We start from the raw sequence: 15237 nt of genomic DNA on the forward strand, positions 1-15237 counted from the left end.
CTGGTTCCAATACCTGTTCAAGCGCGCCTGTTCATACTAAAGCAGGGCAGCGAGCTGCCCGCAGAAAACCTGTTCCAATTCTGCCACAGTTTCACAATCAAGGCCTTCAAAGGGTGGGAAGCAGAAGGATTCCCAATAAGTGCGCACGGTGTGCTCCAAATTTGGACCAAGGGAAACCCAGACCCGATGACTTTTTTTACGCGATCATTTGCAACGCTCTCTGCCCTGCTTGTATCAGCTCTGCTTTTGGCTGGCTGCGCGACACAGGATCCGGCGGCAAAAGCTGCGGGCGAAATCTTCGATCCCTATGAAAATACGAACCGGGCAGTGCATCGGTTCAACCTTGGCCTTGACCGCGTGGCCTTCCGTCCGGCCTCCAAAGGCTATGTCGCGATCGTCCCCGACCCCATGGTCACGAGCTTTTCACATTTTGCTGAGAACCTCTCGATGCCGGGCCAAGCGGTCAACGCACTGCTTCAGGGTAACCTGAAGGAATCCGGCATCGCACTGGCGCGGTTTGCCATCAACACCATCGTCGGCGTCGGCGGCCTCGGCGATCCGGCCAGTGCCTTTGACATTCCGCCGGTCGACACCAATTTCGGTGAAACGCTGCACGTCTGGGGCGTTGGCGAAGGCGCCTATGTGGAACTGCCGGTTTACGGTCCTTCAACAACCCGTGACGCGGTGGGCATCGCCGTTGATTTTTTCACCAATCCCATTTCCTTTGCTGAGCATAATCCAGCCGACAACATCGGTGTCTACGCAGAGATCGTGCGTCGGCTTGGAGACCGTGGAAGATATTCTGATACCGTGGATTCGATTCTCTACGAAAGCGCCGACAGCTATGCGCAGGCCCGTCTGATCTACCTTCAGAACCGCCGTTTTGAGCTGGGCGAAAGCAGTGAGATCACAGAGATCGATCCGTTTGAACTGGATACCGAAGGGTTTTGAACGATGAACCGCCGTATGTTTCTTGCCGCAGCTGGTGCTGCAACCATCACCGCGCCCAGTGCGCTCTGGGCTTTGAACGAAAACTCGGCCAGCCGGTTGATCGACAATCTTGTCACTGACATCAATCGCGTCATTGCCTCGGGCAAGTCCGAAAATGCCATGTACCGCGATTTCGAGCGGATCTTTGGCCAGTACAGCGACACCTCTTATATTGCTGCCTATGCGATGGGCGTCGATGCTCGCCGCGCCTCGGCAGCGCAGAAACGGGCCTTCTCTGACGCCTTTCAGGGCTACATCTCGCGCAAGTATGGGCAGCGGTTCCGTGAATTCATCGGCGGTCGCCTCGAGGTGACCGGTGTGAAGCGCGTCAAGAAATGGTTCGAGGTCAGCACTACCGCCTATCTCAAGGGGCAGGCGCCGTTCGAAGTGACCTTCCTGGTTTCCAACCGCTCCGGCAAGGATCTGTTCTTCAACATGTATATTGAGGGCGTAAACCTTCTGCTGACCGAACGGACCGAGATCGGCGCCATTCTCGACCGCAACCGCGGCGACATCGACAAGATGATCTCAGAGCTGAAGCGCCTCAGCTGATCCCTGCCCGCGCTGCGCAATGCGCGGCGCACGGCCCAACGGCTGCGGCGGCCCGGCAGGGCAGCAACAGCGGGCGGGAGCCGCTCCCTACCCATTTTCACTATGATCCACTGTTTTGCCTTGCCTGTGGTCGCGGCATCGCGGCTGCACGAGACGCCGCGACCTCTCCCCGCCAGCCCGCCGGGGGCGCCAGCTCAGTTGCCGAAGATATCCCTCAGGATGCCATCCACCGCGCGGCCTAACTCCTGACCGATCCGGGGGCCGCGACGCTGATCCCTGTCTGAGGGTTGCGGCGTGGGCAATGGATCCGGCGCCTGCATCGGCAGCGGTTTCGGCTCCAGGCCCTCGTGCACCCGCACCATCGCCTCGTGCCAGATCTCGGCCGGTAGCCCGCCTCCGGTCACACCGGTCAGCGGCGTGTTGTCGTCATACCCCATCCAGACCCCGGCGACGTAATCCGCCGTGAAGCCGATGAACCAGGCGTCCCGCGCCGCCTGGGTGGTGCCGGACTTACCCGCCGCCTGCCAGCCAGGGATCTGCGCCCGCCGTCCCGTGCCTTCGGCGATCACCTTTTCCATCATCCAGACCAGTTGCTGCGCCGCCTTGGTGCGGATCACCCGCTCTCCCATACCGCCGCTGGAGCCCATCAGCGGTTCACTGTCTTCCACAAGACTCAGCGAGGTCACCCCATAGGGCGTCACCGAAGAGCCGCCGTTGAGGATCCCGGCATAGGCGCCGGTCATGTCCAGAAGCGTGCTTTCCGAAGCGCCAAGCGCCAGCGCCGGACCTTCAGCCATCTCGTTGTCGATGCCAAAATCGCCAGCCACCCGGCGCACCAGATCGCGGCCCACCGCTTCGGAAATTTTCACCGCAGGAATATTCAGCGAATCCCGCAGCGCCTGTGTCAGGGTGATTTCGCCATAGTATTTGCGGGTATAATTCTGCGGGCACCATTCGCCCGATCCCGGAATATCCATGCAATAAGGCGCATCCAGCACTCGGTCGAGCGGCGAGTATCCCAGCTCCAGCGCCGTGGCATAGACAAAGGGTTTGAAAGCGGAGCCCGTCTGCCGTTTCGCCTGGGTGGCGCGGTTGAAGACGCCGGACACCCGCGTCTTGCGCCCGCCCACCATGGCGCGCACGGCGCCATCGGCGCTCATCACCACAATGGCGGCCTGAGCCTTTGACCCTTCGCGCACCTTGTTCTCAAAAACATGATCCACCGCGCCTTCCACGGCTTTCTGCAGGCGCTGGTCCAATGTGGTGCGGATCACGACGTCCTCGGTGGTCTGATCGCCGAAATAGCTGGGGATCGTATCCATCACCCAATCGGCGAAATATCCCCCGGCCCGCGCCTCGGCAGCTTCACTCAGCTCTGCGGGGTGGCTTTGCGCGTATTGGGTTTCCTTGGCTGTCAGATAGCCCTGTTCGTTCATCAGGCGCAGCACGGTGGCGGCGCGGTCCTGCGAGCGTTTGAGATTATTGGTCGGCGCCAGCGAAGACGGCGCGGTCAGAAGACCGGCGATCATCGCACCCTCGGCCGCGTTCAGCTGGTTCGCGGATTTTCCGAAATAGCGCTGCGCCGCCGCCTCGGCGCCATAGGCGCCGCCGCCCATATAGGCCCGGTTCATATAGATCGAGAGAATCTCGTCCTTGGTGTATTTGGCCTCCATCGCCATGGCGTAGACCGCCTCGGTCGCCTTGCGCCAAAGGGAGCCCTGACGGCAATCGGCCTCATAGGCGCGTTCGCTTTCCCAGACCTCGGGGTCATAGACCTCGCCAAGGCATAGCAGCTTCGCCGTCTGCTGGGTGATGGTCGAGCCGCCATGTCCGGACAGTGGACCGCGCCCTTCGCTCAGGTTGATGCGCACCGCGCTGGCAATCCCGCGCGGCGAGACGCCGAAATGACGGTAGAACCGCTTGTCCTCGGTGGCGACCACCGCGTTCTTCAGGTGTTTCGACACGGTCTGTGTGGTGACGACGCCGCCAAACTGATCCCCGCGCCAGGCAAAGACCTCTCCCTTGGCATCCAGCAGGGTGACCGAGCCACGCGCCCGCCCATCCAGCAGCTGCGTCACCTCGGGCAGCTTCATGTATTGATAGCCGACCGCCAGGGCGACGATGCCAGTGCAGATCAGCCCAACGCGCCAGGTAAAGCCCCAGACCAGACGCAGCAGCCATCGAAACGGTGCCAGCAGGGTCCCGATCAGCCCGCGTTTGCGTTTGGGGGCTGGTTTGCGCGTCGCTGCTGCCTTTTTCCGCGGCGCAGCCTTCTTGGGCGCTGCGGCAGGTTTTCGGCGCCCGAAGAGAAACCCAAAGATCCCACCACCAGAGCTGCCTTTTCGTGCGCCCCGGCGCGCGGGCTTTGCCCCTTTGCCGGATCTGCTTTTGGGATAGCGTTTATCCGCCACCAGCGGCTTGCGCCCTGATCCTTGTGCCATGTCAGTATCCTGCCAGTGTCCTGCCCGGTTTGCCCGTTTTGGCGACAATAAACCGATCCCACTGCTTTGTAGAGGGGCAGTTTTGCCGGAAACTCCCTCCTCAAAACGCTCAAAATGCAGGCATTGACCACTTTTTAAGCAAAATAATTAGGCCCGAGGCCGCCATTCCGCCCTGCAAACAGGCTCTTCCGGTTCCCCCGACTCGGGGTGGCCGCTTTGCTGCAGGTGCGAATGGAGCGGCCTAAGTGGTCCAGAAATAGGGTGTCGAGATGAAAATGATCATAGCAGCCATCAAACCCTTCAAACTCGAGGAGGTCCGCGAAGCGCTGACCGGAATCGGCGTTTCAGGTCTGATGGTGACGGAAATCAAAGGCTTTGGAGCCCAGGCGGGCCACACGGAAATCTACCGTGGTGCGGAATACGAAGTGAACTTCGTCCCTAAGGTCAAACTGGAAATCGTGGTGCCAGGGGAGCTGGCGGATCAGGTGGTCGACACCATTTCGTCCACCGCCCGCACCGGCAAGATCGGCGATGGGAAGATCTTTGTCCTGGATGTGGCACAGGCCGTGCGGGTGCGCACCGGCGAAACCAACCTCGAGGCGCTTTAAGCGTCCATTTCGGAGGAAAATACAGATGCGTAAACTGAAACTCTCTCTTGCCGCCACGGCCTTTGCCGCCCTTCCGGGCCTGGCACTGGCGCAGGACGCGGCAGCAGAAACCCCCGACATCAACCCCTATATCTTTACCACCCTGCTGTTCCTGATCGGCGGCTTCCTGGTGTTCTGGATGGCTGCAGGCTTTGCCATGCTCGAAGCAGGCCTGGTGCGTTCCAAGAACGTGACCATGCAGCTGACCAAGAACATCGCGCTGTTCTCGATCGCGGCCATCATGTACTGGCTGATCGGTTTCAACCTAATGTACCCCGGCGACTGGGTGATCTCGGGCGTGATGGGCCCCTGGTTCTCCATCACCTCGCTTGAACCGGTTGGTCTGGCGGCAGCGGATGCCTCGCTCGACTATGCATCGGTTGGCTCCGACTTCTTCTTCCAGCTGATGTTCTGTGCCACCACCGCCTCGATCGTCTCCGGCACCCTGGCCGAGCGTATCAAGCTGTGGCCCTTCCTGATCTTCGTCGCAATCCTGACCGGCGTGATCTACCCGATCGAAGCCTCTTGGCAGTGGGGCGGCGGCTTCCTGTCCGAAATGGGCTTCTCCGACTTCGCCGGCTCGACCCTGGTGCACGCAGCAGGTGGTTTCGCAGCCCTCGCAGGCGCTCTGATCCTCGGCCCGCGTATCGGCAAGTACAAAGACGGCAAAACCATCCCGATGCCCGGCTCCAACCTGGCCCTGGCGACCCTGGGCACCTTCATCCTGTGGCTCGGCTGGTTCGGTTTCAACGGCGGCTCGCAGCTGGCGATGGGCACCGTGGGTGATGTGACCGACGTGTCGCGCATCTTCGCCAACACCAACATGGCTGCCGCCGCTGGTGCTGTCGCTGCCCTGCTGCTGACCCAGGTCATGTTCAAGAAGCCCGACCTCACCATGACCCTGAACGGCGCCCTGGCCGGTCTGGTGTCGATCACCGCGGGTCCGCTTGATCCCTCGCTGTTCGGCGCGCTCTGGATCGGTGCCGTCGGTGGTGTGATCGTGGTCTTCGTTGTGCCGATGCTGGACAAGCTGAAGATCGACGACGTCGTCGGCGCCATCCCGGTGCACCTGGTCGCAGGCTTCTGGGGCACCTTCGCGGTTCCCTTCTACACCGAAGGTACCTCCTTCGTGACCCAGATCACCGGCTTCGTTGCCATCGGCGCCTTCACCTTCATCGTCTCCGGCATTGTCTGGCTGATCCTGAAGGCAACCATGGGCATCCGCGTCACCGAAGAAGACGAGATCAACGGTCTCGACATGGCGGAACTGGGCATGGAAGCCTATCCGGAGTTCAAGGCAGGCTAAACCCAGCCTCCTGACACAGATCTAGGAACGCGGCCTCTCGGGGCCGCGTTTTTCTTTGCCTAGTCCCCTTTCCCCCAGCATCGAGTGAACCCTCCCGCCCGCTCCGGCACAGTCATAGATTGTCCCTTTGCGGTTGGGCCCGGCGCCGCTGACGCGGCGCCTGCTGCTCTCATCTGTCGCCAAAGCCCCGCCCATCAAAGCGCACCGCGGGTCAAGGGCCGCACCAGCGGCCTCGCGCAAGGCGCGAGGTTCCCTTGAGGCGCGGTGCGCTGCTGTTCACAATGGTCAAGGCGCGTTTGAGGGCAGACCTGCCCTTAAAACCGCTTCTCAGCGAAATCCCTTGCGCCGCGATAGCGGCGCCACGCCCAAGGCCGCCAAGGGGTCTTGCCAGAGGCAAGGCACCTGCGGGCGCGGGAGCCCCTGCCCCAAGTCTGCGCAACAAAAAACGCGCCCCCCGGATCGGGAGCGCGTTCCTGTAATCTCAATTCTCAGTACGAAACCGTCGCGGCTTAGACGCCCGCGTCGATGATCGCCTTGGCCAGCAGCGGCACCGTGGTCTTGTTGAGACCCGCGATATTCATGCGGCTGTCGCCCACCATGTAGATGCCGTTGTCGACCCGCATTTTCTCGACCAGCTCGGGCGTGGTCCCGAGCAGCGAGAACATACCCCGGTGCTGCGCGATAAAGCCGAAGCGGTCCGAGCCGCTCAGGCGCTGCAGCTCATCCGCCAGCTGCTGACGTAGGCCCAGCATGCCCAGACGCACGTCTTCCAGCTCGGATGCCCAATCGGCGCGCAGGGCGTCGTCGTTCAGGATCATCGTCACCAGACGCGCGCCGTGATCCGGCGGGAAGGAAAAGTTCTGCCGGTTCAGGAAGGCCAGCGTGCCCTGGTTCAGCGCCTGGGCACTGCCGTCCTGGCTAACCGCCATCAGTAGGCCGGTGCGTTCGCGGTAGATGCCGAAGTTCTTGGAGCAGCTTGCCGCGATCAGGCATTCGGGCGTCTGGGCAGCCACCATGCGTACGCCCGCTGCGTCTTCTTCCAGACCGTCGCCAAAGCCCTGATAGGCAATGTCGATCATCGGGATCAGACCGCGCGCGTTCAGAAGGTCGATCACCTCCTGCCACTGGGTGGTGTTTAGGTTGGCCCCGGTGGGGTTGTGGCAGCAGCCGTGCAGCAGCACCACGTCGCCCTTCTCGGCGCCCTTCAGATCCTCGATCATCCCGTCAAAGTTCACGCCGCGGGTTTCGCGGTCAAAATAGCGGTAGGTGACGGTCTCGATGCCAACGTATTTCAGGATCGAGATGTGGTTCGGCCAGGTCGGGTCCGACACAAAAACGCGTGCCTTGGGGTTGGCCATCTTGATCAGCTCGAACGCCTGGCGCACGGCACCGGTGCCGCCGGGGGTGGCGGCGGCGGCAATGTTTCCACGCGCCACGCTATCACCCAGGATCAGTTTGATCATCACATCGGCATAGCCGGGATCACCCGCGAGGCCAGTATAGGCCTTGGTGGTTTCTTCTTCCCACAGCTTGTGCTCGGCGGCCTTGATCGCGCGCATCACCGGGGTGACGCCCTCGGCGTTCTTGTAGACACCGACACCAAGGTCGATCTTATCCGCGCGCGTGTCCTCGCGGTACATCTGCATCAGCGCCAGGATCTTGTCCGCTGGCTGGGGTTTCAGGGTCTCGAACATCAGTTCTCTCCGGTTGCAACGGGTAGGGTCGGGAAGGCGCCCCATTCTGCCCAGGATCCATCATAAAGCGCGTGATCGGTCTTGCCGATGCGCTCCAGTGCCAGGCTGAGAACGGCGGCGGTCACACCCGAGCCGCAGGTGGTGATGGCAGGTTTCGCAAGGTCGACACCCGCGCCTTCAAAGGTGGCGCGAATGCCGTTTGCGTCTTTCAGGGTGCCATCGGGGTTCAATAGGGTCACATAGGGCACGTTCTTCGAGCCGGGGATATGGCCCGAGCGCAGCCCTTCGCGCGGTTCCGGGACCTCGCCGCGGAACCGTTTGGCCGCGCGGGCGTCGATGATTTCATGATCGCCCAGCTTGGCGGCCGCAGAGACCTGCGTCACATCGCGAACCAGCTGGTTCTGCACCCGCACGGTCATGTGGCGGTCGCGGATCATCGGCGGCAGGTCTTCGACCGGATGCCCTTCGGCCTGCCATTTCGGCAGACCGCCATCCAGCACAGCGACATTCATCTGCCCCATCAGCCGGAACAGCCACCAGACACGGGCCGCCGATTTCAGGCCGGCGCCGTCATAGACCACCACCTGATGACCGTCGCCCACGCCCATCGCGCGCAGGCGCGACATGAACTTCTCGACCGGTGGCACCATATGGGGCAGTTCCGACCGGTGGTCCGAAATATCATCGATGTCAAAGAAGCGCGCGCCGGGGATATGGGCCGCGTCATATTCCGCCTTGGGATCGCGGTTCTCATTGGGCAGATACCATGACCCGTCCAGAATCCTGAGATCGGGATCCTTCAGATGGGCTGCCAGCCAGTCGGTTGACACAAGAGTTTTCGGATCATCCATCAAAAACGCCTCCCCTCAGGTTCGCTGGCGCATGGGTACAGCCCACCGCGCGGAGTCGCAAGAGAAGCGGCTGTTCCGGTACAATATTTCCCTGATACATGCACCAAACGTGGTGCCGTGGCGACAAACGGCCCGCCGGGCCTGCCTCGTCCCTGTCCCGAAGGATGGTTCCGGCAGCGCAGGGTATTGGCGTCAGCGCGCGTCCTTCAGCAGCCGCTGTTTCTGGCGCGACCAGTCGCGTTTGGCCTGGGACTCGCGCTTATCGTGGTTCTTCTTCCCCTTGGCGATGCCGATCTTCATCTTGGCCATGCCCCGGTGGTTGAAGTAGAGCACCAGCGGAACCAGGGTCATGCCCTTGCGCTGCGTCGCATTCCACAGGCGTGCCAGCTCCTTGCGCGACACCAGCAGCTTACGGCGGCGGCGCTCCTCGTGCTTGAACACCTTGGCCTGCGCATAGGGCGCGATATAGGAGTTCACCAGCCACAGCTCCCCGTCGTCGACGGTCGCATAGGATTCAGCGATATTGGCCCCCCCGGCGCGCAGGGATTTCACCTCCGACCCCTCAAGAACGATCCCGCATTCGAGATCTTCCTCGATCGCGTAATCGAACCGCGCCCGGCGGTTCTCGGCAATCACTTTGTAGTTCGGGTCTGATTTCTGCTTGGCCATGGCAGGCAGATGTAAGCGCGCCCGGGACCGGACGCAAGATGACTCAGGCTTTGCGGCTGCGGATCAGGGTAAAGACACCACTGGCCACGATCACCGCGCTGCCAATCAGCGTCAGCGTATCGGGCCGCTCGCCAAAGACCAGAATGCCCAGCACCATGGCAAAGACCAGCCGCGTATAGCGGAAGGGCGCCACGACCGAGATTTCGCCCAGCCGCATGGCGCCGGTCAGCGCCCCATAGGCGATCACGCCGATCACCGTGGCGCAGGCCACATCCAGCCAGACGCCCGGATCGGTCAGCGCCCCGTCACCCAGCCCATCAAGCCCGGTCCAGCCCAGCGCGATAATGCCCGCTACTGCCAGCATGGCAAAACCCAGCATACCGAGCTGGCTGTTGTGCATCGACACATGCGCCGCCCGCGTTGCCAGATCCCGCCCGGCAAAGCCCAGCGTTCCGGCCACGGCGAACAGCGAGGCCGGTTCAAAGCCGCTGACCCCGGGGCGCAGGATGATCAGAACCCCGGCGAAACCGACCAGAATCGCCAGCCAACGCCGCCAGCCCACCGTTTCGCCAAAGAACACCACCGCGCCCGCCGCGACCACCAGCGGCGTCGCCTGCAGGATGGCCGAGGCCGAGGACAGCGGCGTCAGCGCAAGGGCCAGGGTAAAACACAGACGACCAACGACCTCTGACAGAGAACGCAGCAGCATCACGCGCGTGCAAAAGGCCGGGTGCCACAAGGCCTGTCCCTGCGCACGCGCCACCAGTGCAAACAGCACCATACCGCCAAGACCGAAGAAAACCAGAATCAGCCCGACCGGCAGCGCCTGCGCTGCCGATTTGATCAACATGTCCTCCAGCCCAAAGGCCCCCATGGCCAGCACCATCAACAGGCTGCCGCGCAGCGTTTCCATCGGTGCCTCCCCCAATCGGCTTTTAAGTCCCTGCCACAGCCCTAGTCGCAAGGTGAGACTTCGGCAAGCACTGCCGTGTCCCCTCTTACGGAATTGTGACCTTTGCGGGCGCAGGACCTGGTCAGCCAGTCGGATCCGGTCTGCGATAATGGTGCATGTTGAGAAAGGCCGCCCCGTCCGGCCCGGCACGGTACCCATGGGGCTGATCGGCCGCAAAACGCAGCCCCTCCCCGACGTCGAGCCGCACCCAAGCCCCATCGCTCAGCACCTCCACAGGCCCTTCGAGCACAAAGACCTCTTCGGTCACGCCCGCGTCATGCGCCTGGGACTGGTGGCACTGATCCGGCCGCAGGCGCACGTGAAAGGTCTCGGCCCCGAGGTTGGGATCAAAGGGAAAGACGATCTTGACCGCAATACTGCCGGGAAACTGCACCGTGCGGAACACGCTCTCGCCCAGAACCTTGGGCTGGCTGCTATCCTCGATCAAAGCGGTCAGCGGCAAGTGAAACCCCTTGGCGATCTTCCAGAGCGTGGCGATGGTAGGGCTGGATTCGCCTCGTTCGATCTGCCCCAGCATCGCCTTGGAGACTCCCGTCACCTCGGCTGCCCGCGACAGGCTGAAACCGGCCTCGGCCCGGATCTGCTTCAAATTCTGCGAAATCTTGTCTTCACTTACCGGCGGGGACGCGGGGCTTACAGGCGGGGACGCGGGCTGCGTTGGCATCGGTCTGTCGATCTCTTCAAAAAAGCCTTGTGCGCTATAGCGCACAGAAGATAATGTACGCTATAACGCACAAACTGACCCTACAAGAGCCCGACGCCCGGGAAAACCCCATTCAAGATCCCCATGATGCCGCAGCTGAAACTCTCTCATATCACGGCAGGCGCCGTCGCCGTTCTGGTCGGATACACCAGTTCGGTGGCGATCATCTTTCAGGCCATCGCGGCGCTGGAGGCAAACCAGGCGCAGGCCAACAGCTGGCTTCTGGCCCTCGGGCTTGGCATGGGGATCACCAGCCTGATCCTGTCGCTGTGGTTCCGCCTGCCGGTTCTGACCGCCTGGTCCACGCCCGGTGCCGCTCTTCTGGCGGTGGGCGGTGGCGCGACCACCCTGCCCGAGGCCACGGGCGCCTTTCTGTTCTGCGCCGCCTTGCTGACGCTCACCGGCCTCACCGGCTGGTTCGAGAGGCTGGCGCGGCTGATCCCCGATACGCTGGCCAATGCGCTTTTGGCTGGTATCCTGTTCCGCTTTGGGCTGGAGGCGTTCACCTCGCTTGAAGAAGACGTCTGGCTGGTCGCGGTGATGGGCGCGGTCTTTCTGATCGGCAAGGTCTATGCACCGCGCTACACGATCCCGCTGGTTCTGCTGGCGGGTGTCATCTGGGCCGCCGCAACCGACAGCTTCGGAAACCTGCAGCAGCTGAACCTGTCTCTCGCCACCCCCGAGGCGGTGATGCCCGAATTCACCCTTTCAGCGCTGATCGGCCTTGGCCTGCCACTCTATATCGTGACCATGTGTTCCCAGAACATGCCCGGTGTGGTGACCCTGCGCAGCGCAGGTTACGTTCCGCCGGTTTCGGCTGCGCTGACGGTGACCGGGATCGCCTCGCTGATCTTGGCGCCCTTTGGCGGCTATGCCTTCAACCTCGCCGCCATTACCGCCGCCATCTGCGCCGGACCCGAAGCGGATGAGGATCCAGACACCCGCTACCTCGCCGTGGTGGCCGCCGGGGTGGTCTATTGCTTCGTGGGGCTGGGCGGCGCCGCCGTGATTTCCCTGTTCCTGATCGCGCCGCACGCGCTGGTCGCCACCATTGCAGGCCTTGCGCTCTTGTCGACCATCGGCAACGGGCTGTCCCATGCGCTGACCCCGACCGAAGGGCGCGAGGCGGCACTGCTGTGTTTCATGGGCACGGTATCGGGCATCAGCTTCCTCGGGATCGGCGCGCCCTTCTGGGCCCTGCTGATCGGCCTGGTCTGTCACCTCACGCTGAGCCGCCCGTCGGTGACATTCAGAAAACCCGCATAACCCATTCCGCAACCGCCCCGGAAATCGGAGCAAAATAACCAAAATCGCCCCTCAGTTATTGCGTTTGTTTCGCGAATCATGTCCCTGAGGGTAAAAAGGGGAAATAGCCACATGCCAATGTACCGATCCAGAACCTCCACCCATGGACGCAACATGGCCGGCGCGCGTGGCCTTTGGCGCGCAACCGGTATGAAAGACGATGATTTCGGCAAGCCGATCATCGCCATCGTCAACTCCTTCACCCAGTTCGTGCCAGGTCACGTCCACCTCAAGGATCTCGGCCAGATGGTCGCCCGCGAGGTCGAGGCCGCAGGCGGCGTTGCCAAGGAATTCAACACCATCGCGGTGGATGACGGCATCGCCATGGGCCATGACGGTATGCTCTACTCGCTGCCCTCGCGCGAGGTGATCGCGGATAGCGTGGAATATATGGTCAACGCCCATTGCGCTGATGCCATGGTCTGCATCTCCAACTGCGACAAGATCACGCCGGGCATGCTGATGGCCGCCATGCGTCTCAATATCCCGGTGATCTTCGTCTCCGGCGGCCCGATGGAAGCGGGCAAGATCGACATCGCCGATCTGGATGCCAAGAAGATCGACCTCGTCGATGCCATGGTTGCCGCCGCCAGCGACACACTGAGCGACGAACAGGTCCAGCATATCGAGGAAAACGCCTGCCCCACCTGCGGCTCCTGCTCGGGCATGTTCACCGCCAACTCGATGAACTGCCTGGCCGAAGCGCTGGGTCTCGCCCTGCCTGGCAACGGCTCGACCCTGGCCACCCACGCCGACCGCAAGAACCTGTTCCTGGAGGCGGGCCGCAAGATCGTCGACATCACCAAACGCCACTATGTGGGCGAGGAAAAAGGCCTGCTGCCGCGCGAAATCGCCACCTTCGAGGCCTTTGAAAACGCCATGAGCCTCGACATCGCCATGGGCGGTTCCACCAACACCGTGTTGCACCTCCTGGCCATTGCCAATGAAGGCAAGGTGGATTTCGACATGTCCGACATGGACCGGCTCAGCCGCAAGGTGCCGTGCCTGTGCAAGGTGGCCCCCAACATCGAGAACGTCCATATGGAAGACGTGCACCGCGCTGGCGGCATCTTCTCGATCCTCGGCGAACTCAGCCGCGCCGGTCTGTTGCACGATGACTGTTCCACCGTACACTCCAGCACCATGGGCGAAGCCATCGCCAAATGGGACGTCAAGGTCGCCAACAACCCCGAGGCCGAAGAGCTGTTCAAGGCGGCGCCGGGCGGCGTGCGCACGACCGAGGCCTTCTCGCAATCCAACCGCTACAAGGAACTCGACACCGACCGCAAGGGCGGCGTCATCCGCTCGGTCGAAAACGCGTTCTCCAAGGACGGCGGCCTTGCGGTGCTGTTCGGCAATATCGCGCTTGATGGCTGCATCGTGAAAACCGCGGGCGTCGATGAAAGCATCCTGAAATTCACCGGCTCGGCCTATGTCTGCGAAAGCCAGGATCAGGCCGTCAGCGACATCCTGACCGGCAAGGTCAAGGAAGGCGATGTGGTGGTGATCCGCTATGAGGGCCCGCGCGGCGGTCCGGGCATGCAGGAAATGCTCTACCCGACCTCCTACCTTAAATCCAAGGGTCTCGGCAAAGCCTGCGCCCTCCTGACCGACGGGCGTTTCTCCGGCGGCACCTCGGGTCTATCCATCGGCCACGTCTCCCCCGAAGCGGCCGAAGGCGGCGCAATCGGTCTGGTGCAGATGGGCGATACCATCGAGATCGACATCCCCAACCGCTCAATCCACCTGGCCGTTTCGGACGAGGAACTCGCCAGCCGCCGCGCCGCGCAAGAGGCCGCTGGCTGGAAACCAGCGAAACCGCGCAAGCGCAAGGTCTCGACTGCACTCAAGGCTTACGCGATGCTGACCACCAGCGCCGCCAAGGGCGCCGTGCGCGCGCTGCCAGACGACGAGTGACCGCCTCTGAATGAATGACGAAGGCCCCTCGCCAACCCGGCTGAGGGGCCTTTTTCTTATCCGGCCTTCGACCGCAGCATCTGCAACCCGGGTCAAGGGCGGCCCGGCCGCCGCGCGGCACGCGCGGTTCACCCTTGACGCGCCCAGCCCAAAGAAAATCGATAGGGCGCGTTGAGGGCAGACCTGCCCCTCAACCGCTTCTCAGCCCCCTGCGCGCCGCGCCAGCGGCGCCACGCCCAACCAGCGGATGGGCATTTTCAATGCCCGACGATGGGCGGGAGCCTTCCCTTTCGCTGCGTAAAAAGCAGCGCGATCAGTCGCCCAGCTTGGCGTGCACCTCGTCCAGATCGATCTCTCCGGTGGGCATCTTGTTGGCGGGGTTTTCAAAATCGTATTTGAACAAGTCGAAATCGCGCTTGTAGATCTCATAGATCAGATGCATCGACAGATCGTCGAAATAATCCTCCACCGGATGCGCGCGTTTGGGGCCATGGCCTTCGCTTTCGTTGAAGCGCGGGATTGCGGCAAGGTCCACGGGATGCGGCGTCTCGATGGCGTCCAGAACCTGGCTCATGCCGTCGTTGAAGTCCTCGGTCCAGATGATCTTGTTGTAGCGTCCGCCATTCACGATAAAGGTCGACACATGCCCCGAGGCCGCCGACCAGTGGATATCCGGCTCCATCGGCCGCCGGAACCGGATGGTATCGCGCACGAATAAAAGGAACCGCCGGAAGCTCTTGATCTGGTCGAACTCCTGCTGGCCATCCTCGCCGCCGACCTCGATCCCGTAATCATAGACCAGCCGTGGCACCAGATTGCCACGATAGCGCTTGCCGTTGCGCTGGATGCCGCAGATCTTGTCAAAGAAGGAGCTGAGCACCCGGGTATAGGGGTTGCGCACGCAGGTGAAGGCATAGGTGCGCTGGCCCAGCACATTGCGGCTGATCGGCTCCTGGCTGGCCTCCTGCGCCCATTTGTGCAGGCCTTCCTTTGAATCGTGGATATCGCCATCAAAGAACCTGCCGTGATCGGAATAATAGAGTATCTGACCGATGGTCGAACAGGCGCATTTCGGCACCACCCGGTAAATCACGCTTTCGCTCTCGGTCATCCAGGTTCCTGGGAATCCCATCCGCAACCAACTCCGTTCCTGTCCACTCGACGCAACAATGACCACATCGCGACCAAA

Annotated in this window: 13 protein-coding genes; 6 read left to right on the forward strand and 7 right to left on the reverse strand. The window is 62.3% G+C overall.

Annotated elements, in window-relative coordinates; genetic code table 11:
* The first annotated feature begins 186 nt into the window (after positions 1 to 186).
* A complete protein-coding gene (locus SM766_RS16335; RefSeq protein WP_065271665.1) occupies positions 187 to 951 on the forward strand; it encodes an MlaA family lipoprotein in 765 nt (254 codons plus the stop codon).
* Between the two features lie 3 nt (positions 952 to 954).
* Positions 955 to 1542 (forward strand): MlaC/ttg2D family ABC transporter substrate-binding protein, encoded by a 588-nt coding sequence (locus SM766_RS16340; protein WP_065271666.1) that lies wholly within the window; start codon positions 955 to 957, stop codon positions 1540 to 1542.
* Positions 1543 to 1736: 194 nt separating this feature from the next.
* Here SM766_RS16340 and SM766_RS16345 read toward each other — a convergent pair whose 3' ends face one another.
* Positions 1737 to 3983 (reverse strand): transglycosylase domain-containing protein, encoded by a 2247-nt coding sequence (locus SM766_RS16345; RefSeq protein WP_368948468.1) that lies wholly within the window; start codon positions 3981 to 3983, stop codon positions 1737 to 1739.
* A 269-nt stretch (positions 3984 to 4252) separates the two neighbouring features.
* Between SM766_RS16345 and SM766_RS16350 the strand changes: the two genes are divergently transcribed.
* On the forward strand, positions 4253 to 4591 hold the full coding sequence (locus SM766_RS16350) for a P-II family nitrogen regulator (protein WP_065271668.1): 339 nt from the start codon (positions 4253 to 4255) through the stop codon (positions 4589 to 4591).
* 25 nt (positions 4592 to 4616) lie between these two features.
* The gene (amt, locus tag SM766_RS16355) at positions 4617 to 5936 is read left to right on the forward strand and encodes an ammonium transporter (protein WP_065271669.1); all 1320 of its coding nucleotides are present in this window, start codon (positions 4617 to 4619) and stop codon (positions 5934 to 5936) included.
* 509 nt (positions 5937 to 6445) lie between these two features.
* Here amt and SM766_RS16360 read toward each other — a convergent pair.
* From SM766_RS16360 to SM766_RS16380, 5 genes are all read right to left on the reverse strand, one after another.
* Positions 6446 to 7630 (reverse strand): amino acid aminotransferase, encoded by a 1185-nt coding sequence (locus SM766_RS16360; protein ID WP_368948469.1) that lies wholly within the window; start codon positions 7628 to 7630, stop codon positions 6446 to 6448.
* Positions 7630 to 8481, reverse strand: coding sequence for a 3-mercaptopyruvate sulfurtransferase (sseA, locus tag SM766_RS16365; protein ID WP_368948470.1), 852 nt, complete (start codon positions 8479 to 8481; stop codon positions 7630 to 7632). Before sseA ends, SM766_RS16360 begins: the two co-directional genes overlap by 1 nt.
* A 192-nt stretch (positions 8482 to 8673) precedes the next feature.
* Positions 8674 to 9150 (reverse strand): SsrA-binding protein SmpB, encoded by a 477-nt coding sequence (gene smpB / locus SM766_RS16370; RefSeq protein WP_065271673.1) that lies wholly within the window; start codon positions 9148 to 9150, stop codon positions 8674 to 8676.
* A gap of 43 nt (positions 9151 to 9193) precedes the next feature.
* A complete protein-coding gene (locus tag SM766_RS16375) occupies positions 9194 to 10063 on the reverse strand; it encodes a DMT family transporter (protein ID WP_368948471.1) in 870 nt (289 codons plus the stop codon).
* A 121-nt stretch (positions 10064 to 10184) separates the two neighbouring features.
* Positions 10185 to 10787: a helix-turn-helix domain-containing protein gene (locus tag SM766_RS16380; RefSeq protein WP_368948472.1), complete on the reverse strand. Its 603-nt coding sequence runs from the start codon at positions 10785 to 10787 to the stop codon at positions 10185 to 10187.
* 123 nt (positions 10788 to 10910) lie between these two features.
* Here SM766_RS16380 and SM766_RS16385 point away from each other — a divergent pair, with 123 nt between their 5' ends.
* Both SM766_RS16385 and ilvD read left to right on the forward strand, forming a co-directional pair.
* The gene (locus SM766_RS16385) at positions 10911 to 12092 is read left to right on the forward strand and encodes a benzoate/H(+) symporter BenE family transporter (protein ID WP_368948473.1); all 1182 of its coding nucleotides are present in this window, start codon (positions 10911 to 10913) and stop codon (positions 12090 to 12092) included.
* 111 nt (positions 12093 to 12203) lie between these two features.
* Complete coding sequence (gene ilvD / locus SM766_RS16390; protein ID WP_274835600.1) at positions 12204 to 14048, forward strand: dihydroxy-acid dehydratase; 1845 nt, start codon at positions 12204 to 12206, stop codon at positions 14046 to 14048.
* A gap of 313 nt (positions 14049 to 14361) precedes the next feature.
* Here ilvD and SM766_RS16395 read toward each other — a convergent pair whose 3' ends face one another.
* On the reverse strand, positions 14362 to 15180 hold the full coding sequence (locus tag SM766_RS16395) for a sulfotransferase family protein (protein ID WP_368948474.1): 819 nt from the start codon (positions 15178 to 15180) through the stop codon (positions 14362 to 14364).
* Between the last annotated feature and the right edge of the window lie 57 nt (positions 15181 to 15237).

It is taken from the genome of Pseudophaeobacter sp. A-200-2 (assembly GCF_041008815.1).
In the GTDB taxonomy this organism is placed as follows: Bacteria; Pseudomonadota; Alphaproteobacteria; order Rhodobacterales; family Rhodobacteraceae; genus Phycobacter; species Phycobacter gallaeciensis_A.